Consider the following 22,055-nt stretch of genomic DNA (forward strand, 5'->3'; position numbering starts at 1 on the left):
ATGAAGCAGCTTATAGAATATCGGGAAAGTCAGGATGTATTGCACCAAGAGCTGAAGCATATTGAGAAGTGGGAGAAGGAGCAGAAGGATATTTTTTTCTGGGAAAAAATCGGCAGATGGCCCTTTATGCTGCTGGATCGACTGACGCCCAAAATCATTAAAGACAAGCTGGAGCAACTGCTTAATGAGATGGGCAGCTTCATTCAGAATGGCGGCAAATATTTGGTGAAAGAAGAAACAGTTCTGAGCAAGTTAAACAAGACGGCCCGTGAATATATAATTCAGCAAAATGGTGCAGATTTCGCCTCGGATCCGGAGGATCAGCTCCGTGCCGGGGAAAATGCAGATGCGGAGCATAGTGAGGAATCCACGTGGGATTTGAAGCAGGCGGCAGAGCTCCCACTAACGATCATGGATCAGACTGCGGACGATATGACGTCGGGACGCATTACCTTTGCCACCGCTCAGGGAGCAACCACGGGGATTGGCGGTGTATTTACAATTGCGGCGGATATCCCTATTTTGCTCGGCTTGTCACTCAAGGTGCTTCAGGAAATCGCTTTGTGCTATGGCTTTAACCCCCATGATAAGCAGGAACGCATTTTTATTATTAAATGTATGCAATTTGCTTCATCCGATATTGTGGGTAAAAAGGCTGTATTAGAGGAACTGGCCTTGTTCGATGATCCTTCACGTCAGGCACAGGTTTTTTCCCAGATGCAGGGATGGAAAGAGGTCATTAACACCTATCGCGATCAGTTTGGATGGAAAAAGCTGCTGCAAATGGTCCCGATTGCAGGCATTTTGTTTGGCTCCATTGCCAATCGCAGTGCGATTAGTGACGTAGCTGAAGCGGGGAAAATGCTGTATCGGAAGCGTCGTATTTTAAAGCGTTTAGCAGAAGTAGAGAATGGGTTGGAGTAGAAGTAAGGAATAGAGGAGAGATGAAGAATGGGGTAGAAATGAGGAATGTAGCTTGAGTTAGTTGTTTATGAAGGTGTGCAGCGGCCAATGATGGCCGCCACACGGTTGCCTGTTACACTTCGACTCCATTTTCTTCCGCCCAGCGATTCAGGGTTTTGTCTGTAGGAAGTAAGAAGGTTAAAATGCCGAGCAGTGGCAAAAAGCCGCACAGGAACATGATGTTGGTGATGCCTACTTTGTCGATCCAATTGCCGAGCACGAGTGCGCCCACACCGCCCAGACCAAAAGCCAGGCCTGTAATGAGACCGGACACCGTCCCGATTTTGCCAGGCACGAGCATCTGTGCATATACGACTGTGACCGAAAAGCTGGACAACATAATAAATCCGATAATCGCCAGCAGGATCGCCGTCCAGAATTGGTTGGCATAAGGCAATAGCAGCGCCAGCGGTGCAGCTAATACCATGGACAGAAAAATCATATTGCGTTTACCAAAACGGTCTGCCAGCGGGCCGCCAAAAAAGGTGCCCAGCGCTCCAGCTCCGAGGAACAGGAAAATGTACAGCTGTGCGTCAGCCAATGGCATTTTAAATACTTCCATCAGGTAAAACGAATAGTAACTGCCGATCGAGGTCGAATACCACGAACGAACAAATACCAGCAGAATGAGGACAATCATGGCAAACATAATACGGCTGCGCACTTCGGGTTTCATGCGGCGTGTCGCCGTTTTTTTGCGTGCAATGCCTTCTGTACGCAGGACGTTACCGTACCAGCGGGCAATGAATGATTGCACTACAATTCCGGCTGCCGCAATGCCTGTGAACCAGATAGCGCCAAACTGCCCCAACGGGATAAAAATCCAGCTTGTGAGCATCGGTGCCAGCGATTGACCTGCATTGCCGCCGACCTGGAAAATGGATTGTGCCAATCCCCGGCGTGATCCTGCCGCCATATGGGATACACGCGAGCCTTCGGGGTGAAAGGCAGCTGAGCCTAAACCCACGAAGATGACTGCGATTAGCACCGCTTTATAATCGGCTGCATAGGCGAGCAGCAGCATACCAGTGAGCGTAAAGCCCATACCGATAGGAAGGATAGCGGGCGTAGGCCGTTTGTCCGAAAACAAGCCAATTACAGGCTGCATAATTGAAGCTGTAAAGTTGATGGCGAATGAAATCCAGCCGATCTGCGTGTAGCTCAGGCTCATAGATTCCTTCAAGATCGGAAAGATCGCTGGAATGACCGATTGAATCGAGTCATTGAACAGATGGACGAAACTGATCGCAATCAGAATCGCAAAAACGGTGCCTTTCGCTTGCGGCCCCTGGAGGGGGAGCGATTGGCCCGTTTCTTTTTTTGTAGCAGATTTAGTAGTCATGGCAACCTCCGGATATGTATGTATATTTTAAGATATAGGAAGCAATCCGTTTGCAGCAAATGGCTGAAAGTGGGATAAAGTCCCCCTTTACTCATCGCTGCTTGCCCATTCTGCTGGATACTCTTTATTACTCGATCCTCTAATTCACAATAGATTATCTTGCACTGAGTGCATTGTATCTGTATAAGATATCCTTTACTTATCATTTTAATCTCTAACATGCATAAATGGGTTCAACTCGTCTTCAGGGATTATTAGATTTCCACAGTAGACTATATTGGAATGAAATTCCCATTCGCCATATGCTACTAAATGGTTATCATCCTTAACTCTTTTAATTAATGCCCAAATCCCAAGATTACTTTGTGCGTTTGCATCAAGAAGAATCCAATCCTTGTATTGAAACAGCTGAGCCTCTCCAAACATATGAAATGAATCCAAATATCCTGTTCCATCACGGGGCGGCATTTCATTACATACATTTTTCAAAAAAAGGACTTGCTCCACTCTGACATGGATCCAAGCTCTTTTTTCATTTTTGGATATGATGTCTTCAAATCTACATTTAATAAACGCAGAGAAGCTGATCTCATCAGGTTGTTCTTCCCAACCATTAAAATGTGAATAAGCAGGTCAGGTCTGAATAAAGTCCAAAAAGTTTCTCCAACGGACATATGAAAAGGAAAATATACTTGTACTTTTTTTAAGTCACCTTCTGCCGGGGGGTTCAATGCTCTTTCCCATATCTCACTATTTAGATCTGGAGTATCATGTTTGAAATCTGCCCAGTCCATAGTATCTTCGATGGCTACAATCTCAAAATCTTTGTTTTCTAATAGGGGTTTATCTGGTACCTGTTGACACGCTCCACACTTGAAAGCAATAGTTTCCTCGTTCATAAGACAACCTACCTTAATTAAATTTTATGCTCTACTGCTCCAACTATATTGATCATAAGGACACATCAACATGGTGAAAGTATTACAAACACCATAAAACTATTTCTATGTTGAATGTTGCTGATATTCCTTTTACATATAAATAAACAAGAAGAATTTAACAAAACTAAGCTCTTTATTTAACAAACTTAAGATATGATTCTTTATGTCATACAACTTGTTGTATAGACAATAGCTACGTAGAAGCAGTACGAAGAGCACAAGACAAGAGAGGATCTGATTTGAGAATGAAATTGCTAAGAAAACCACTATCAGTGGCATTATTATCTCTACCTTTACTTCTAGGTTCTCTAGGTGGAAGTTATGCGAGTGCGGCCACGCTGCCAACGACAGTAACTCCAACAGAACCGTCATGGGGATATTTTGTAGATCATTATAAAAATAATAGTGCTGCTAATAAGACGGAAAGCTCCAATCCGACTCTCGGGCTGCTCTCTGAATTTAATAGGCTTTGGACTCCCGGCGCTACCTGGGACACGGGCACCAAGCTAAACAGCAATGTACTGGATGCTAATATTCAAAAAGTAATTGATATCGCTGCCCGTCGCACTTCCAGTGAGGCCGATGCGGCTTATTTGGATGATCGTCGAAATCAGAGCTACAGTGTAATCGACGGTCTGGGTTCGCTCACTGATGTATATCGAAAGAAGGCAGGCGCCACGACAACAATCAACGACGTCCCGGCCGATGCTACAACTAAAAAATATGAAGATGAGGGAACAAACGCAGGGGATACAAGTTCCAGTCTCGGCAACGTCGTGAATTTGGTCAATACCTTGCGCGGGGACTACTCTACGACGAACCCGGCTAAGTCTTACTTTAGTTATCCTCGTCCGTTTCGCTGGAGTGATAATTCAGTAGTTGTTCCAAGTCTGATCCCCGCTCTCAAATCTGATGCTACTAATGATGGCGGCTTTCCTAGCGGTCATACCAATGCTGCGTATCTCAGTTCTATTGCCATGGCCTATGCCATGCCGGAGCGTTATCAGGAATTACTGACACGAGCTTCGGAGCTGGGCAATAATCGTGTTGTTGCTGGTATGCATTCACCACTTGATGTCATGGGAGGACGTGTCATGGCAACAGCGATGGCTGCGTCCATCCTGTCTGATCCAGCCAATAGCAGCTTGAAGAAAGCAGCTCATCAGGATGCTCATGAACAATTGCTGTCCCAAAAAGGTACAGCCCTAGATCGTTTCAGCAACTATGCTACAAACAAGAAAAATTATAATCAACGATTAACGTACGGATTCAGCCCGATTAATCCAACGACGAAGCCAATGACAGTGCCTAAGGGAGCGGAGGTGCTGTTGGAGACACGCCTACCTTACCTTGACAGCACACAACGCCGTTGGGTATTGGCTACCACGGGGATTCCTTCCGGCTATCCTGTGCTTGACGATGCCGAAGGATGGGGCCGATTGAACCTGTTTTCCGCCGCGGATGGCTATGGTGCTTTCGTCAATAATGTTACAGTAAATATGGACGCCTCCAAAGGTGGTTTCAACGCATTGGATCGCTGGCGCAACAATATTTCCGGTGTTGGAAAGTTGACTAAAAAGGGAACAGGTACGTTGAAGCTTATGGGTAGCAATGTTTATTCCGGCGGTACACAGATCGATCAAGGCATACTCGAAGGTAATTCGGAGGCAGCTTTCGGAAGTGGTGCAGTTACGAATAACGGGGGAACTCTTCTTAAAAACAATTCTGGAAAGCTGATTGTTGGCGGGAATTACAAACAAACTGCCAAGGGAAAACTTGAACTCAACCTAGGCAGTAAAAATGACGTACTTAAAATTAAGGGAACAGCACAACTTAACGGGAAATTACGCCTGAATTTTTCTAACAAATATGTACCAGCTAGCGGTGCCACCATTTTAACCTACGGTAAACGCAATGGGGCATTCTCTTCCATTGAAGCAGCAGGTCTACCAAGCAATTATAAAGTGAAGGTTGTCTATACAGCCAATAGTGTTCAGTTAAAAGTCACGAAGTAACCAAATAGGACAATTTAAGGTGCACCTTTGGAATACACCGGATAAACCATGAAGTTATCCAGTGCCCATTCTTAAGGTGCATTTTTTGTTCCCGTAAAAAGTCCATTTCTCAGAGTTATTTATAGCCAAGGGTATAAAGAGGTCAAAATTTGACCTTAATGTAGTAAAATAATCGCGCTGTTTGAAAGCGCAGTCATGTTATTCTTAAGAAGCATATTAGTCCAAGTTTTAAAGGTACAGACTAACTAAGAGGAACAGAGGAAAGGAAGAAGACTGATGAGTCTTGAGAAAGAATACGTTAAAATAGCCCAGGATGTCATTAAAGGGCTTGGCGGAGAAGACAATATTATTTCTATGGCACATTGTGCTACACGGTTGAGATTGATTGTAAAAGACAGGGACATTATTGATGATGAATTTATTGAGAATATTGATAAGGCAAAAGGGGTGTTTTTTACCTCCGGACAATATCAAATTATTTTTGGAACCGGTACCGTGAACAAGGTTTACGAAGCAATGGTCGGCCAGAACGTATCTGCTACATCAAAGGCAGAGCTGAAAGAGAAGGCCTCAACACAAGATGACAACTTTTTCAAAAGAATGATCCGGGTTTTCGGAGATGTATTTGTTCCCATTATCCCAGCATTGGTAGCTACCGGATTGTTTATGGGAGTTAGGGGCTTGGTAACTCAGCCTGCACTGCTTCAGTTATTTGGACTTACACCGGATGATATTTCTGCGAATTTCATATTATTTACACAAATACTGACCGATACCGCGTTTGCCTTTTTGCCTGTGCTGGTATGCTGGTCAGCGTTCAGAGTATTTGGCGGGTCGCCGATCTTGGGGATATTGCTCGGACTCATGCTGGTAAGTCCTTCTTTACCTACATCCTGGGATGTCGCTCAACATGTGAAGGAACCTCTTTTATTTTTGGGCTTCATCAAAATCGCAGGCTATCAGGGTTCAGTTCTGCCGGCGTTCATTATAGGGATCGTGGGAGCGATGATGGAGAAGAGAATCAGGAAATCCGTTCCCGAAGCACTGGACTTGATTTTGACACCGTTTCTGACATTATTGCTCACACTGGTACTGGGCTTGTTCGTGATTGGTCCCATCTTCCATGAAGTAGAGGTTTTAATATTATCGGCAGTTACAGCTATTTTGAAGTTGCCGTTTGGCATTGGCGGATTTATTTATGGAGGCATTAATCAGATTATTGTCGTTACCGGACTGCACCATGCGTTGAACCTGATCGAAATACAGATGCTGGTGGATGGCGGCTGGAATATGGTTAACCCGATCAGTTCGGCATCTATTTGTGCACAAGCGGGTGCGGCGTTAGCTGTCGGCTTGAAATCCAAAAGATTAAAAACCAAATCTATTGCCTACCCGTCTGCCGTGTCTGCACTGCTCGGCATTACAGAACCCGCTATTTTTGGGGTGAACATTCGATATGGCAAACCATTCGTGATGGGCTTGATTGGGGGAGCGGTTGGAGGATTCTTCGCACGTATCTTTAATGTTCAAGCAACAGGTATGTCGATTACAGCTATACCTGGTTTGTTATTGTATCTGAATAATCAAATTTTTCTGTATGCTTTAGTTTGTGTAATCGGTTTTGGTGTAGCATTTGCGTTGACGTGGATCTTTGGATTTAAAGAAAAAATAGAGAACAAATAAAATTTAGTGGAGAAAATCATGGACAACAAAACATTGCTTGAAAAATTGAACAGCCTATCAATAGAAGAGAAAATCGGCCAGCTCATCCAACTAACCGGTGATTTTTTTGAAGGTGACATGGATACGGTTGTGACGGGCCCTTTGAAAAAACTAGGGCTAAATACGGATTATAATATTTATAATACGGGCTTCATATTAAACATCACCAACCCGGAAAAAATAATCCGGTTGCAAACCGATTATTTGGAAAAATCGGTTCATAAAATTCCGCTGTTATTCATGGCAGATATTATCTACGGATACCGAACCATTTTTCCGATTCCGATTGCTCAAGCATGTAGTTGGAACTATGAGGAGATAGAGAATGCGGCTTCGATTGCTGCTCAGGAATGCTACGATGAAGGCATTCATGTAACCTTTTCCCCTATGGTAGATATGGTTAGAGATCCTCGCTGGGGGCGGGTGATGGAATCGCCCGGAGAGGATACATTGTTGGCAAAGAAATATGCCCAGAGCGTAGTTCTGGGAATCCAGGGCAGCAACTTGGAAAGCACAGCCGTGCCAGCCAATAAAATTGCCGCTTGCGTCAAACATTTTGCTGCTTATGGAGCGCCTGTCGCCGGACGTGAATACAATGCCGTGGATCTATCGGAGCATGCATTGCGAGAATATTATTTGCCTGGATATCAAGCTGCAATAGAAGCGGGTGCCAAGCTTGTCATGACGGCTTTTAATACGTTGAATGGTATCCCTGCGACTGGAAACGAGTGGCTTAACCGTGATGTACTAAGACAGGAAATGAATTTTGACGGTGTATTGATCTCGGATTACGCCGCTATTGAAGAGTTAATCATGCATGGTTATGCCGAAGACGAGGCTTCCGCCGCTAGGCTGGCATTGTTGGCAGGTGTAGATGTGGATATGAAGACGGCAGTGTACGCTAATCAATTGAAAGATGTAATATCTGATAATAGCTATATGCTGGAGCTTCTGAATGAAGCTGTATATCGTGTCTTAAAGCTGAAAAATGATTTGGGGCTGTTCGAGGACCCATACCGCGGATTACAGGAAATCGTTAAACGTTCAACAAGCAGTATTCTGTCAGACGAACATAAACAAGCGGCACTGTCCTTGGCAGAAGAATCCGTTGTGCTGCTGAAAAATGAAAATAATGTATTGCCGTTGTCAAAGGAAACGAAGGTAGCTTTAATGGGTCCCTATGCAGAAGAAAATTCTACCTTGGGCATGTGGGCGATTAAGGGAGAGCAGACAGACACTATAAATTTGAAAACAGGGTTGTTACAGCTTGTTGGCTCCGACAATCTCTCGGTATGCAGAGGAAGTTATCTGCTACCTCCTGATGCAAGGGAAACGTTCGATAAATATGCGGACAAGCTGGCTGTTGAAACAGGTTCCGAGGAAGTTCTACTGCAAGAAGCCATTAGGAATGCAAATGAAGCAGAAGTCATAGTCCTTGCCTTGGGAGAAAGTATTTATCAGAGCGGAGAAGGTGGATCACGAACGAATCCGACGCTTCCAGAGCCGCAATTGAGACTACTTCATGAATTAAGCTTATTGGGCAAAAGGATTGTTCTGATCGTATATAGTGGAAGACCTTTGATCCTTACCGATGTTGCTGGAAAAGTGGACGCCATTGTTCAGGCCTGGTATCCGGGAACGATGGGCGGAGAAGCGCTGGCCAATATACTGTATGGGGAAGTAAATCCGTCTGGGAAATTAGCGATGACCTTTCCACGTAGCGTCGGACAAATTCCGGTATACTACAATGAGCTGAATACAGGAAGACCGAATTTAAAGGAAAATGGCTCTTATCGCTTTGCGTCCCGATATATAGATGAAGTGAACGAACCCTTGTATCCGTTTGGCTATGGCCTATCCTATACCTCATTTGAATACAGTCTGTTAACCGTCAGCCAAAAGGAAATGAAAACAAATGAGTCAGTGGATATCCGTATTTCTGTATCCAATACTGGAACGTATGCTGGGAAAGAAACGATTCAATTATATATTCGCGATAAATTTGCAAGTGTTGCAAGACCCGTTAAAGAATTAAAAGACTTTAAAAAAGTATTTTTACAAAGCGGCGAGACTACAATTGTGGAATTTTCAGTGGATGAGGACATGCTTAAATTTTATGGACGTGAAATGGAGTATAAGAGTGAGCCAGGCGAATTTGAGGTTTATATCGGTTCAAGCTCACAAGACATTTTGCTAAGCTTTAGTTTTACTTTGTTACCGGAGGATAAACATGAATAAAAGCGACGCTTATCATCTTAAATATCATATTATTCCTCCTTACGGGCTATTAAATGATCCTAATGGACTTGCCTTTTTCAATCAACAATATCATGTCTTCTATCAGTGGAACCCCCAAGGAACCGAACATCGAAATAAATGCTGGGGCCATGTTGTTTCGAGCGATCTGGTGCATTGGCAAAGAAAAGGTGTAGCACTGGAGCCTTCGGAATGGTATGACAAGGATGGCATTTATTCTGGAGGCGCTATAGTTCATGATGAAAAGCTGTATCTGTTTTACACAGGAAATGTAATCAGAAATGATGGAGTCAAGGAAAGCTATCAATGCGCAGCCATTTCGGAGGATGGGGAGCATTTTCAGAAAATGGGCCCTTTGTTCGAACATCCCAAAGGCTATACCAGACATGTCCGAGATCCGAAAGTATGGAGAGATCGGAACGGGAGCTGGTGGCTGATCTTGGGCGCTCAAAGAGAGGACCTGACTGGAGAAACGCTTATCTACAAATCTGCAGATTTGTCTGATTGGGAATACCAAGGATCATTTTTGGATCATGATCATGAGTTCGGATATATGTGGGAATGTCCTGATCTACTTCAATTTGCGGAAAATGATATTTTTGTCTTCTCTCCTCAGGGTTTACCGGAAGCAGGCGAATATTATAGAAACCCTAACCAATCGGGATATATTGTTGGGAAATTCATGGATACAGGAAAATTTAGCGGGAATCTTGCCCATTTCAAAGAGCTTGATCGGGGGTTTGATTTCTACGCGCCACAATCATTTAAGGTGAATGATAGAACCATTATGTTCGGATGGATGAGTGCCATGAATGAAGAAGCAGAGAGGGCTGTTCCAACCATTCAGGAAGGCTGGATTCATGCGCTGACCCTTCCTAGAGAAATAGTGTTGTCTAACGGTGTGCTATACCAGAAACCATTATCGGAATTACAGTTGTTAAGATTGGATGGTGTGCATTCTAAGGAGAACATTCACAAAAATGGGGTTTGGATGCTGCCTTCCTTGCAGGTGGAATGTATTGTTCATTTTTCGAAGCTTACAGAGAACTTCAAAATGATAGTGAGAAATGCTGTGGAAATTGACTATGATTCAGAAGAAAACAGTTTAACCGTATGGAGAACCAACTGGTTGACGAACCAGAGGGAGTACAGAAAAGCAACATTAGCCAATCAACTTGTAGACATGCAAATATTTATAGAAAGCTCAAGTCTGGAGATTTTTGTGAACGAAGGCGAGGAAGTATTTTCTCTGCGTTATTTCTTGGAAGATACGGAACAGCGCAGTGTGATGCTTGATGCAGGAGATAATGAAGGAGAAATTGAGATTTATCAGCTGCAGGAATGTGGAGCCATAATCAATCATTAAAACGATATTTTTTATCTTTCACCTGCAGAGCTACAAACAGGCAAGGAAAGGCTGTTCATTCTCCGTTTGCGAGAAGAACTGCCTTTTTTTGTCTTAGTCGGCTGAAGAGATTTCAGCTTGTGTAGGCATTTTACTATCGGTATAGTATGAGTATTAGAGTATATGACTGAATATAAATTACTGTTGATTACTCATAGCTGGTTGATGAGGTGTCGTATGAAAAAAATTTATGAACATATTGAAATAGACAGAAGAAAAATGATTAACCTCTTTATGTTTCAATCGACAGATACAGAAAGAGTCATCCCCATGCATTTTCACAGCAATATGGAATTAATCTATTGTACAAGTGGAAGCCTCAAAGTGTGGCATGAAGGAAAGATAACCATTTTGAAGGAAAAGGATGCACTTTTTATTAATAGCAATGTACCGCACTCCACCCAAAGTATTACGGAAAACCAAGTTGTTGTATTGCAATTTCCAGCTACCTTTTTTGCCAATGAACAAGTATTCATCCAATTAAACACGCAAGAGAGACAAGTTGAACATACTATACTTTCTAAATTAAGAGAGTTATTTATGGATATATATAACCTGCATATTTCCAAAGGGAAATATGACTATATTTTAGAGCAAAGCCGAATTATTGAGCTTAAGTATTTGCTCGTTAATCATTTTAGTCAGACAGCAGACATACAGCCAGAGGTATTTAGCGAAAAGCAGCGAAAGATAAAGACGATCATGGATTTTATTAAAGAGCATTACGCCGAAAATATTAGTCTGGCGAAAACAGCCCGAATCTGCGGCTATTCAGAGGCGTATTTGTCGAGAATGTTTCATGAATATACAGGTCAGACGTTTACGGAGTACAAGCAAATTCTTTGTCTGGAAAAAGCAATCGATTTATTGGAAACAACGAATAAGTCACTTACAGAAATTTCTTACGAGGCGGGCTTTCCCAACGAAAAATCGTTTAGAAAAGCTTTTAAGGAAGTTATGGGTAAAACCCCTTATGAATATAAAAAATCAAAATTTGATCTGAGTGTGTAAACGACACAAGCGTAATCCTTTTATGGATGATTTCAACAGACTAGAAAATGGGGGCTGTCCCTGAGTCATTTTATGACCTTTGGGACAGCCCCTTGTTTATTTGTATGCAAGTGCACAGAGAGGATCAGCCTAACGATTATCCACCGTCTCTGGATACATATCATGGTTCATCATACGATGCTCTGCGATTTGCTCATATTTCGTTCCCGGCTTGCCGTAGTTAGTGTACGGGTCGATCGAGATGCCGCCGCGTGGCGTGAACTTGCCCCATACTTCAATGTAGCGAGGGTCCATCAGCTTAATCAAGTCATTCATGATGATATTGACACAGTCTTCATGGAAATCACCGTGGTTGCGGAAGCTGAACAGGTACAGCTTAAGGGACTTGCTTTCAACCATTTTAATATCAGGAATGTAGCTGATGTAGATGGTTGCAAAATCAGGTTGTCCTGTGATCGGGCACAGGCTGGTGAACTCTGGACAATTGAATTTTACAAAATAATCGCGGTACGGGTGTTTATTATCAAAGCTTTCGAGAATGGCGGGATCATAGGCAAAAGTGTATTGTGTGCCTTGATTGCCAAGTAGGGTAACGTCGGTCAGTTCTTCAGGTTTTCTTCCGGTCATGTTGAGTGAGGCTCCTTAAAGTTGGTTTAGTTTGGTAAAAGGGAGAGGGAGTTATGGTGGGGAGGTTCGGTTAGGCGACGCTTCGCGAAGGATTTGAGCTTCCGATCGCTAACGCTTCTCCAGCTTCAAATCCTCCGCTCCGCTGCTGACCGCCGTCAACACCATAAAGTCCCTACCCGTTTACATGTGGGTTGGGCAGAAATGGAATTTCGCTCCTTATATTTAAGGAGCGATATTTTATTGTGAAACCCCGTCCTCGCGGACGAGCGTTTCTCTCTTTTTATATGGCTTTGGGTGTCGAGGGTGCACTTCGACTAATTTGGTGTATCTTGTGTATCACATACAGCTCATACGGAATATATTACATATACGCGTTATACGCCGCGTTTGTTGCCCCATACGAGGGTGTGGAGCTGTGGGAGTACTCTTACATCGTTTAGTCGGGAATCGTCCATGACACGGTCGATAAGCCATTCATAACGATGGAGCAGGGACTCCGCAATCTGTCCGGTGTTCTCCGTGTTCACATCTGGATTACCCGTCTGGAGGAACAACGGTATATGTGGATAGCGCTCGTGAATGGTGCGGGCATAGGCGAGATCGGTGTCATTGAAGATGACAACCTTCAGGCTGCATGCTCCAGCCATCCTTTGGTTTGATAGACGGGTTACGATATCATCCAGCACCTCCCAGTTGGTCGTCATGCCAGAGCTGGGCGGCTTCGGGGATAAGGTCACTTCATCGATATCGTACAGCCATTCCTGCCAACGGGAGCCTTGTGTTTCGACAGCGGTGGCAATGCCTTGACTGCGTAGCAGGGTAATCAGCGCCCCAAGCTGTGGCAGCAGGGCAGGATTGCCTCCGGAAAGGGTCACATGCGAGAACCGTTCGCCGCCGATGGACTTTAGTTCCTGCCAAATATCTGTGGCACTCAGACGTCGAATTTGATCCTTGGCGCTGCCGTCCCAGGTAAAGGCGGAGTCGCACCATGAGCAATGGTAGTCGCAGCCTGCGGTACGAACAAACATCGTTTTACGACCAATGACCATACCTTCGCCCTGAACGGTGGGACCAAACACCTCAAGTACAGGAATAGGGGCTGCTTTAGCCCTATCGAGAGTTGTCGTAGGTTGGTGAGTAGTTACGGTATTAGCATTTACGGTATTACTCATCGAACATCCACTCCCGTCGGAACTCGGCGTAGCTGGTAGGTGTCTCGAACAACCTTACAAATTCGGTACGTCCACCTTCAACACGATTGCAGTATGCATCCGAGGTCAAGGCAGACTCCATTTGTTCAAAGATCCAGACGACCATATTTTCCGCCGTTGTATTCATTGGAGGAAGCGTCTCATTCAAGTAACGGTGATCCAGAAAAGGCTCAATTCGCTCTTTCCAGATTGTTTTGATATCACCAAAATCCAGCGTTAGACCTGTTTCTCCCGGTATTCCGCTTATGCCAAATACGACGATATAAGTATGTCCGTGCAGATTTTTGCATTTGCCTTCGTAACAGTGCAAATGGTGTGCTGCATCGAACGTAAATTGTTTGCTAACAAGTACACGCTTGCGGTGATAACGCAGCTGAGAACGCTCAATGTCTGTCCCGAACTGCTGGAGCTTGTCGACAATGCGAAAGGTACCTGGCTCACGCATGACCTTCAACTCCTTGGGAGGAAGCTCCGCGCACTGCGAGATACTGCTCGAGTCCGGCACGACGGAGATTGCAAGCAGGACATTCGCCACAGCCATCGCCAATGATGCCGTTATAGCACGTTAGTGTACGGGTTCTTACAAATTCAAAAGCTTTCAGCTCATCGGCCATTTGCCAGGTTTCGGCCTTGTTCAACCACATGAGCGGGGTATGAATCACAAAGGGATAGTCCATCGAAAGGTTCAGTGTGACGTTCAGCGATTTAATAAAGGAATCCCGGCAATCGGGATAGCCGCTGAAATCTGTCTCGCAAACGCCTGTAATGATATGGCGCGCTCCTTTTTGCTTGGCGAGAACTGCTGCGAAGCTCAGGAACAATAGATTACGACCGTCAACAAATGTGCTAGGCAGTTCGCCTTCCTCTTGAGTAATGTCAATGTCGGTGCGTGTGAGGGCATTCGGGGCAAGTTGGTTGAGCAGGCTCATATCCAGTACCGTTTGCGGAACACCCAGCTCGCTGGCGATTCCGGCGGCAACTTCGATTTCCTGCTTGTGGCGTTGACCGTAATCGAACGTCACAGTTTCTACTTCGGCAAAATGTTTTTTTGCCCAAAATAAACAGGTTGTACTGTCTTGGCCGCCGCTGAATACGACGACTGCTTTTTCGTTTGTAAACATAAAAAAACCTCTCGATCTTCTTGGAATGGTGTAAGACACAGCGTCTTGTCACGTGGAAGAAAGAGAGTTCTTGAACCGGCTTCAACAAAAAACAGGCCTTGCCCCGCAAGTTCATTTTCAAATGCGGAGGACAAAGCATCGTTAGTTTTTTATAGAGGGAGTTCGCGAACCTCTCCCATGCGTTATGCATGGATTTTCTTCATTAGCATCTGCCACGAGGACAGACAGCTTCATTAATAGCATTGCCATTATAGCATGGCAGGACTATTTGATAAACACTCCACCAAACGGAATGATTTCCCTTAAAAGTCGTTTGATCACGCCATCGTCGTTCATATCCTGCTGAAGCCGCCGATGATGCTCACCGGCATGAAATAATACAGTACCATGTCCAGTCATTTTAAAATGATAGTTCATATGCTGGCTGGCCAGATGGTTACCGTATACGGTTAACTCCAGCTTGGCATTTTCTGGATAGGCTATGACGCTGCTCGCATCGACATAGATCGGCTCTGAGGGATGAAGTTGTTCTTGACATACCAATCCCTGTGTCAAAATACCAATGTAACCTATACCGTCAAATTTCATTTTAATGACATCACGGCTAAACAACATGTTTTTCATGCTTAGTAGCTTGGTACGCATTTGGATGCCGGCGCTGTACCAGAACAGGTTGCGGAAATCGTATAGCAGATCGTCGCTTCCTTCAAGCTTGATCATCTTCAGACTAAAGCCAGGAGGAAGTGCGGCAATTAGTCGGCAAGCCCCTGTGAAATCGGCCTGAATCAGTTTGTGCTTGCGGTACATGCCTTTAATATTCATCAGCTTATCACTACGGCCTGCACTGGGGCCGCGATACGCGATAATTTGCTGCGGATGCAGAACGTGCAGCTTTTCCCCTTCAGTCAGGTCGAGCGTTACGACTGAACCGACGCTTTCATCATGGTGTTGTCCTGCTTGTATGTCCATTCAGACCTTTCATCCTTTCAGGCAGTTAGTATCTTCCCGAACGTCGACGCATCCCGTAACGCAACAGTCGGATACCGATAAAATAACCGGCCAGCAGAATGATAGCCGTGATGATGAGCATTTTATTTCGGTGTGAAGCCTGATCGCGCTGGGTTTGAAGATTTTTTAATTCTGTAACAGTGTCGTTCAGTTTGCGGTTTTGCTCCAGCAGTTGGGCGTTCTGCTTCTGATAGGTTTCAATGCTGGTGCGGGCCTTTTCCAGATCTTCCTGTGTTTGTCGGTAGCTTTCCTTGAGTTGGTACACATCGCCGGGCAACCGCGAAAACTGCTCAAAGCCTTGATATACATCATCCCAATAAGCAGCATGAACTTCGGGTACACGAGTTACCCCAAAAATAAACAAAAGTGCTATAGCAGCGCAGACAATGCGGCGGTACAAAGCCAAGCGACAAGTTGCTCGTGCCAAGAGATGTCCCCCTTTTGATAAACCAAGATGTTAGATGTTACAGATCATTACCCATAACACATGGTTACGTACAATATAATGATTTGGATGCAGGTTTTAGAATATACAGACGACAAATACGGGAAAAGATGATCAAAAAAACTCGATATATTAGTTTAAGTGTACCTTAAAACGGGTATATCAAGGAAGCGGCAACATTCCGGCAGTTTTCCCAACAAACGAGTAAAGAACAACCCGCACCTGATCAGGGCTTGAAGAGGAATATATGAGCTGAAATATATTAAAAATAGATATAGAAGGAGATTTTGAAAGATGAACGACAGAGAGCAAAACTATACCATTTTAAAAATTACTGTTAATGGAAAGCCATTATCAAAGGAGCTCATCGTGGACAGCACTACTTTTGCTCCTATATCCGATGTTTGCACAAAGACGAATGTTTCTTTAACGGAAACTTCAATTTCATAAGTTTAAATATATGAAGTAGACTATCATGTAGCCCGGCATACGCCGGGCTATTTTTGCGTATTTATGCAATTGGAAAGGATTAAATTGTTATTTCGCGAATTAGGTCCCCTTTCATAAAGATTACCATGTATAATTTTCACAATCAAACATATGTTCCCTGACAATATAGTGTCAGATAACACTGTTAATTTAGAGTTACATGTTCTTTTAGGGGGAATTTACCAGTGGTGAAGTCAATGCTCAATGTAACGTACACATGGGACAGAGAGTCTATATCGGCGAATGGGTCCAAACAAGTAAATCTACTGATAGAATGGGGCTATGGAGCTATACGTAAAAGAAAAGGGAACCTAATACCGAAGGCAGCGGGATGTGACCTTCAACTTCAGTTCAATCCAGAAAACGGGGTAAATCTATTAAAAGTTGAAGGGGTGAGACTCGGGTTTAAAGAATCAGAAAACGGTGATTGCATGTTTGTTCACTGTGGTGATGTATGGCGGGGCAAATATAGACAAGCTATTTTGACGTTTTCTATCCCTGCTCACGCGTCCGGAAGACATACGATTGGAATGATCGAGTGGAGCTGGCGCAAGCCATCGCAGGAAAAGCGAACGCTGATCCGGACGGACCAGCTCTATATCCATTACACGCATCATCTTGGTTTGCTGAGCATGCCATCCAACCCGAAGGTGGAAAAATACATAAAGCTGAATGAGACGTCCCCAATTGTGAAAAAGGCATTGCGTATGTACGAGAAAGGGGAGCCTGAGCGAGGAGCGTTCATCCTTACGAGACAAGCAGATGAATTGCTTATATGTGCAGCCAGAAGCGAAGACATGGACTATCTGGAGGAAGCCGAGTTACTTTTGTCCCTACGCAATAAATGGAGTGGGCCTTTTGTATCGTTTAAAGCGTATAGCTCTAAGGTCTTTTTTAATAAGGAAATATCGATAGGAGATGTTCATTTTACGGAGAATGATAGGCTGAGATAGATAATTATGCTAGTTTATTTGAGCAAATTAGTGAGTCTAATTTACTATCTTTTTGTAAAGGAGAGACTTCCTTGACTGATCGGTTGATACGTTTAATGCGGATTATTACTATTGTTCAGGCAAATCCGGGGATATTGGCAAGAGAGCTTGCCGAACGTTGTGAAACATCAGAACGTACCATATACCGAGATATGGAGGCGCTAAGCGCTATGCATATTCCGATCGCGAATATGGGGCATGGCAAGGGGTACATTTTTATTAGCAATTTTGCTTTGTATCCTCTGAATTGGACAGAAGAAGAGGCAGAGGCTTTTACCAAGCTGGGAGAGATGATGGAAACGATAAAGCCTCTTTTACCGCCAGCTTTTGAAAGTGCTTATGAGAAAGTGATGGCCTCTAGTCAGAAAAAAAAGATGGACCAGACGAGCTTCGCGCAGGAAATGAAAAATATCATCCGGCTCGGCTCGACACTTGATCGGGAAAACCAGCCCTATCTGCTCAGGCTGATTGTTTTGGCGAGTCTTACGCAGCAGACAATTGAAGCGGAATACAGCTCGCCTCAAAATGAAGATGTATCATTGGTGCAAGTAGATCCTTATTGTTTGGTTCCTCAAGACCGGCGGTTCTATATGCTTGGTTTTTGTCATAAGCAATCCGCCATGAGAACCTTTCGGATCAGCCGCTTTCGGAATATGAGGATTTTGCCGTATACGTTTCAAAAAAATACATCTGAAATGGAAATGTTTTTTAAAGGTACCTGGTCGGTGACCAAAGGAAATCAAAATATTCGGTTTGTGGTACGTTTTTCTGCCGATTCTGTATATCGGGTCAAAGAAGAGGAACTGTTCATCAAGCCTCTTCTCAAGGATTTGCCGGATGGAAGTTTGTTGTTTGAGGTGACGGTCAATCATGACCGTGAATTTCTGGATTGGCTCACATCCTATGGAGCTGAAGCCGAGATTCTGGAACCTTTACGGTACCGCAAACGTATGCAAGAAATGCTGCGAACCTGGGGGGCGTTTTACTTCGATAAGAAGGCTGGAAATCAAGAATAACAGGGGGGAAGATCCCCCGGGACGGGCCGGGGAGCTATCTGCTTAACGGTCCTTAAACAGGTTGGCGAGATTGCCGAAGGGACTGTACTGCTCCTGTTCTTCTTCTGGCGAAGAGTAGACGAGCTTTGAGCCGCGACTTTCTTCATCATCGGCAGCATTATGAACTAATGTAAGACGATCAAAATGGTGCATGAAAACCTGAGCAGTATTCACGGCATCATCCAGTGCTCGATGCTGTTGACCGTCAAACTCAATGTTGCACAATTCCAACGCCTGAGACAGGCTCAACTGACGATACTTTCCATTGGAACTAAACAGACGGGAAATTTGCTTCTGTATATCATTTGTATTATGAATCCAACCGAGATCTACATGATGAGTACGACAATGGGATACCAGCTTCTGACGGTCATCCGGGCCCCATGCGCATAAATAATAGGTCGAATCCGTGCCTAGCCAGGCAATAAATTGCTTCACAGCTTCAGGAAAGAGTGGAGCGGCATCAATGTCTCGTTGAGTAATACCCGTAAATTGAACAGTATCTGTAGAGATTACAGGCCGATTTGATGGTCTCACAAAACTGTGAAACGTATCCGCCACGAATAGACCATCTTCTCCATGAATAACTTTGACGGCACCGATATCAATGATTTCGGAGGAATATCTGGCGTTACGGCTAACGGTAAATTCAAGATCATAAATAATGTATTGCATTTAAAGGACTCCTTCCACACACATAACTGATCCCGATGGATACCGGGACAAATGTTCTCTGCCCGAATAACTCTTCTCCATCATACCTCTCGGTTCACAACTTGTCAGCGGTTAAAAGGCTTGCTTTCAAAAAAAATATGCGATGTCCAAATGGGCTTGGACTATCGCATATCTAAAAACTCCTAACATATAGCAGCATCCGAAAACACCTGGATTCCGAACGCTGCTGTTGCTAGCTATTGAATTAGGCCGGGAGGTCTAACTTTTGCCCCGGATAAATGCGGTGAGGATTCTTCAACTTATTCAACTGCTGAAGCTGTTGCCAGGTAGTGCCGTGTTTGCGGGAAATGTCATACAGTGTATCCCCAGATTTCACAACATACACATGGCTATTTGCAGCTTGTGCAGTGGTCGATACCTGCTGTGGCTTGCTAGTTTGAGACTTTGCAGGTGCCGGTTTCACAGGTGCTGGTTTCGCAGCCGCTATGGAATCGGATTGCGGTATCTCCTGCAGAGGTGCTGGCGTCGTGGTCGGAGCAGACGGCACAGCTTGTGTGGCAGGGAGAGAAGTTTTTCCGTCTGCCTTGGCTTCTTGAATACGGCCGGCCGCTTGTGCTTGCAGGCTAGCAGAGCCCACTTTTTGCATATAGCGGATTAACGCTTCATCCAGCGATCCGAACATACCTGCCTGTGGGTATTTAGCGAACATCGTATATTGGTCACCGCCTACAGCAGTAAAATCATTGGTAGCCAGTGTGTATGTTGCCTCAGGATCAAGGGCCTTTCCACCAATCAGGATGGAGTGAACACGGCTGCCTTTGGCTGCTGAGGTGTCTATTTTGAACGAGATGCCGGATACTTGTGGGAAGCCCCCGCTCGGTTCCGGGTATGAGGCTGCGCCATTTTCCAGTGCGGCCTGAAGGTCAGAGCCTTTCACTTTCAGGGTAACGATTTGGTTGCCGAAAGGCAGTACGGTGATGATGTCTCCCTTGGTAACCGTGCCTGCTTTGATGGAAGCACGGATGCCGCCACCGTTTGTTAAAGCCACGTCTGCTCCCGAAACGTCACGCATAGCATCGGTGAGCAGGTCGCCGAGATTGGTTTCACCCGCACGTACCTTTTCGCGCGCTCCTTCCAGATCTACACTTGTTTGTGCTACAACCTCTTTAAGAATAGGTTCTTGTTCTTTCTGAATGGAGGTGATTAATGCAGCAATTTCAGCGTTGGGCTGAACGTCAGCAGCTTGAGTCGAATCGATCAGCTTCGCTTGCTTTTGGACAACCTTACCGCCGTCTACCCATAGATCCACTACACCCAGATACTTGGTGTATTCACCTGCACTAGCGATCAACGTGCCATTGTCACCGAACAAGCCTTTTTCCAGCACGGTATGGCTGTGTCCGTCGATGAAAATATCAATGCCAGGCACTTCCTTCACGACCTTGAGGCTGGTGTCTTTGCTGGACGCATCTTGTCCTAGGTGACCCAGAGCAACAACAACATCCACTTTGCTGCGGATTTCGTCTACGGCCGCTTTGGCTTCAGCCGCAGGGTCGGTGAATTGAATGCCTTCCACATTTTTAGGATTGGTTTTATATGCCGTTTCAGGCGTAGTTAGGCCGATAATACCGATTTTAACGCCATCCACTTCTTTAATAGTATACGGTTGGAACAAACGTGTTCCGTCCGTTTGCTTAATGTTGGCGCTCAGTACAGGGAACTGAATCTCTTTACTCAGCTCAACCAGATGCTTCCAGCCGTAATTAAACTCATGGTTACCGGGAACCATTGCATCATAGCGCAGCTTATTAATTACTTTTACGATACTTTCACCATTGACCAAAGTAGCGAAGGTCGTTCCATGAACGGTATCCCCATCATCCAGCAGTAATGTATTAGGATTGGCGGCGCGATATTGATCGATAATGCCCGCCAGCTTGGCGAAGCCCATTTCCTTGTCGTTGGCGACCACGTGGGCATGGGTATCATTCGTATGTAGGATGGTGATGTGTTTACCGCTGACTGGAGACGGTGTTGTTCCCGTTCCTGCTGTTCCCGCATTAGCAACTGGGTCCGCTGCTGCTGTGCCGAGACAACCAAGTAGAAGCACGGCGGTCGTCAAGATCGACGAGAGTTTTTTCCATGAGTTCATGTTGTTCCTTCAACCTCCCATAAAATGAATGAATTAGAGAAACCGCTTACGTCCACATTTTATCAGATGATTGTAAAAATAACTCTTATTTTATATCAAAGCACTACATTTTTTTGAGATATCGGTTGTTAAATCCACTGTCTAGTTACCTATATTATAGAGGCAGTAATAGACAATCATCTCATAGAATAGGAACTATTGTTCTGTTTTGTGATCAAAAAAAAGGGCAGTCTCTTTGGGCAGCCCGATCCGGGGTAAATAGTGATCCAATGTTTCGTCAGCGAGCGGCGGATTCCCTTCACTCAGCAACAGCACAGCAAAGCGATTAGCCTGTTGTTCAAATTTTCCTGGAGAAAAGTAGGAATGTTCCTCCATAAAAAAGCGGCTAATGCCTTTATGCAGTCGGTCATGTCCCAATTCATGCGCACAGACGAACCGTTCCCATTCTGGTGTAAGGCCGTTGTGAATGACGATAAATCTTCTGCGCAGCTTGTGATAATACAACCCTTTGGTTGTGGAACCCAGATCGCAATATCGGATATGGATGCCTAGGGCTTTCGCAATATCGAAGGGGCAATTGGTACGGTATTTTCGGACAAGTTTGTGAATGAGTTCGTTCATGCGT

General features: G+C 44.7%; 21 protein-coding genes and 1 riboswitch. Of the genes, 9 read left to right on the forward strand and 12 right to left on the reverse strand.

What is annotated here, in order from left to right:
- Positions 1 to 924 carry an EcsC family protein gene (locus PPM_RS05500; RefSeq protein WP_013369749.1) on the forward strand — a complete coding sequence of 308 codons (924 nt, stop codon included), beginning with the start codon at positions 1 to 3 and terminating at the stop codon, positions 922 to 924.
- 112 nt (positions 925 to 1,036) lie between these two features.
- Here the strand turns inward: PPM_RS05500 and PPM_RS05505 are convergent, their stop codons facing one another.
- The 3 genes from PPM_RS05505 to PPM_RS29885 form a co-directional block, all read right to left on the reverse strand.
- Complete coding sequence (locus PPM_RS05505; RefSeq protein WP_013369750.1) at positions 1,037 to 2,305, reverse strand: MFS transporter; 1,269 nt, start codon at positions 2,303 to 2,305, stop codon at positions 1,037 to 1,039.
- A gap of 207 nt (positions 2,306 to 2,512) precedes the next feature.
- Positions 2,513 to 2,794, reverse strand: coding sequence for a hypothetical protein (locus PPM_RS29880; protein WP_228392887.1), 282 nt, complete (start codon positions 2,792 to 2,794; stop codon positions 2,513 to 2,515).
- Positions 2,791 to 3,204, reverse strand: a complete 414-nt coding sequence (locus PPM_RS29885) for a hypothetical protein (RefSeq protein ID WP_014599526.1) — start codon at positions 3,202 to 3,204, stop codon at positions 2,791 to 2,793. The genes PPM_RS29880 and PPM_RS29885 overlap by 4 nt, the downstream gene beginning before the upstream one ends.
- A 287-nt stretch (positions 3,205 to 3,491) precedes the next feature.
- Between PPM_RS29885 and PPM_RS05525 the strand changes: the two genes are divergently transcribed.
- The 5 genes from PPM_RS05525 (at position 3,492) to PPM_RS05545 (ending at position 11,655) form a co-directional block, all read left to right on the forward strand.
- Positions 3,492 to 5,261, forward strand: a complete 1,770-nt coding sequence (locus tag PPM_RS05525) for an acid phosphatase (protein WP_013369752.1) — start codon at positions 3,492 to 3,494, stop codon at positions 5,259 to 5,261.
- A gap of 276 nt (positions 5,262 to 5,537) precedes the next feature.
- A complete protein-coding gene (locus PPM_RS05530) occupies positions 5,538 to 6,944 on the forward strand; it encodes a sucrose-specific PTS transporter subunit IIBC (protein WP_013369753.1) in 1,407 nt (468 codons plus the stop codon).
- Positions 6,945 to 6,962: 18 nt separating this feature from the next.
- Positions 6,963 to 9,221, forward strand: a complete 2,259-nt coding sequence (bglX, locus tag PPM_RS05535) for a beta-glucosidase BglX (protein WP_013369754.1) — start codon at positions 6,963 to 6,965, stop codon at positions 9,219 to 9,221.
- Positions 9,214 to 10,605: a glycoside hydrolase family 32 protein gene (locus PPM_RS05540; protein ID WP_013369755.1), complete on the forward strand. Its 1,392-nt coding sequence runs from the start codon at positions 9,214 to 9,216 to the stop codon at positions 10,603 to 10,605. Before bglX ends, PPM_RS05540 begins: the two co-directional genes overlap by 8 nt.
- A gap of 216 nt (positions 10,606 to 10,821) precedes the next feature.
- Positions 10,822 to 11,655, forward strand: coding sequence for an AraC family transcriptional regulator (locus PPM_RS05545; protein ID WP_013369756.1), 834 nt, complete (start codon positions 10,822 to 10,824; stop codon positions 11,653 to 11,655).
- A 129-nt stretch (positions 11,656 to 11,784) separates the two neighbouring features.
- Here PPM_RS05545 and queF read toward each other — a convergent pair whose 3' ends face one another.
- The 6 genes from queF to PPM_RS05575 form a co-directional block, all read right to left on the reverse strand.
- Positions 11,785 to 12,282 carry a preQ(1) synthase gene (gene queF, locus PPM_RS05550; protein ID WP_013369757.1) on the reverse strand — a complete coding sequence of 166 codons (498 nt, stop codon included), beginning with the start codon at positions 12,280 to 12,282 and terminating at the stop codon, positions 11,785 to 11,787.
- 374 nt (positions 12,283 to 12,656) lie between these two features.
- Entirely contained in the window at positions 12,657 to 13,454 is a 798-nt protein-coding gene (gene queE / locus PPM_RS05555; RefSeq protein ID WP_013369758.1) for a 7-carboxy-7-deazaguanine synthase QueE, read from the reverse strand.
- On the reverse strand, positions 13,447 to 13,938 hold the full coding sequence (gene queD / locus PPM_RS05560; protein WP_013369759.1) for a 6-carboxytetrahydropterin synthase QueD: 492 nt from the start codon (positions 13,936 to 13,938) through the stop codon (positions 13,447 to 13,449). The genes queE and queD overlap by 8 nt, the downstream gene beginning before the upstream one ends.
- Positions 13,931 to 14,614, reverse strand: coding sequence for a 7-cyano-7-deazaguanine synthase QueC (queC, locus tag PPM_RS05565; RefSeq protein WP_013369760.1), 684 nt, complete (start codon positions 14,612 to 14,614; stop codon positions 13,931 to 13,933). Before queC ends, queD begins: the two co-directional genes overlap by 8 nt.
- A 135-nt stretch (positions 14,615 to 14,749) precedes the next feature.
- Positions 14,750 to 14,793: riboswitch (PreQ1 riboswitch) on the reverse strand.
- Positions 14,794 to 14,878: 85 nt separating this feature from the next.
- A complete protein-coding gene (locus PPM_RS05570; protein ID WP_013369761.1) occupies positions 14,879 to 15,583 on the reverse strand; it encodes an AIM24 family protein in 705 nt (234 codons plus the stop codon).
- A 25-nt stretch (positions 15,584 to 15,608) separates the two neighbouring features.
- Positions 15,609 to 16,049: a hypothetical protein gene (locus tag PPM_RS05575; RefSeq protein ID WP_013369762.1), complete on the reverse strand. Its 441-nt coding sequence runs from the start codon at positions 16,047 to 16,049 to the stop codon at positions 15,609 to 15,611.
- Between the two features lie 312 nt (positions 16,050 to 16,361).
- Here PPM_RS05575 and PPM_RS29560 point away from each other — a divergent pair, with 312 nt between their 5' ends.
- From PPM_RS29560 to PPM_RS05585, 3 genes are all read left to right on the forward strand, one after another.
- Positions 16,362 to 16,517: a hypothetical protein gene (locus PPM_RS29560; RefSeq protein ID WP_013369763.1), complete on the forward strand. Its 156-nt coding sequence runs from the start codon at positions 16,362 to 16,364 to the stop codon at positions 16,515 to 16,517.
- A gap of 224 nt (positions 16,518 to 16,741) precedes the next feature.
- Complete coding sequence (locus PPM_RS05580; RefSeq protein ID WP_013369764.1) at positions 16,742 to 17,509, forward strand: hypothetical protein; 768 nt, start codon at positions 16,742 to 16,744, stop codon at positions 17,507 to 17,509.
- Between the two features lie 71 nt (positions 17,510 to 17,580).
- Positions 17,581 to 18,564 (forward strand): helix-turn-helix transcriptional regulator, encoded by a 984-nt coding sequence (locus PPM_RS05585; protein WP_013369765.1) that lies wholly within the window; start codon positions 17,581 to 17,583, stop codon positions 18,562 to 18,564.
- 42 nt (positions 18,565 to 18,606) lie between these two features.
- Here PPM_RS05585 and PPM_RS05590 read toward each other — a convergent pair whose 3' ends face one another.
- The 3 genes from PPM_RS05590 to PPM_RS05600 all read right to left on the reverse strand — a co-directional run bounded on the left by PPM_RS05590 (position 18,607) and on the right by PPM_RS05600 (position 22,051).
- Complete coding sequence (locus tag PPM_RS05590) at positions 18,607 to 19,278, reverse strand: 3'-5' exonuclease (RefSeq protein ID WP_013369766.1); 672 nt, start codon at positions 19,276 to 19,278, stop codon at positions 18,607 to 18,609.
- Positions 19,279 to 19,522: 244 nt separating this feature from the next.
- Entirely contained in the window at positions 19,523 to 21,430 is a 1,908-nt protein-coding gene (locus PPM_RS05595; protein WP_013369767.1) for a 5'-nucleotidase C-terminal domain-containing protein, read from the reverse strand.
- Positions 21,431 to 21,625: 195 nt separating this feature from the next.
- A complete protein-coding gene (locus PPM_RS05600; RefSeq protein WP_013369768.1) occupies positions 21,626 to 22,051 on the reverse strand; it encodes an ImmA/IrrE family metallo-endopeptidase in 426 nt (141 codons plus the stop codon).
- Positions 22,052 to 22,055: the final 4 nt, after the last annotated feature.

Source organism: Paenibacillus polymyxa M1 (assembly GCF_000237325.1).
In the GTDB taxonomy this organism is placed as follows: Bacteria; Bacillota; Bacilli; order Paenibacillales; family Paenibacillaceae; genus Paenibacillus; species Paenibacillus polymyxa_C.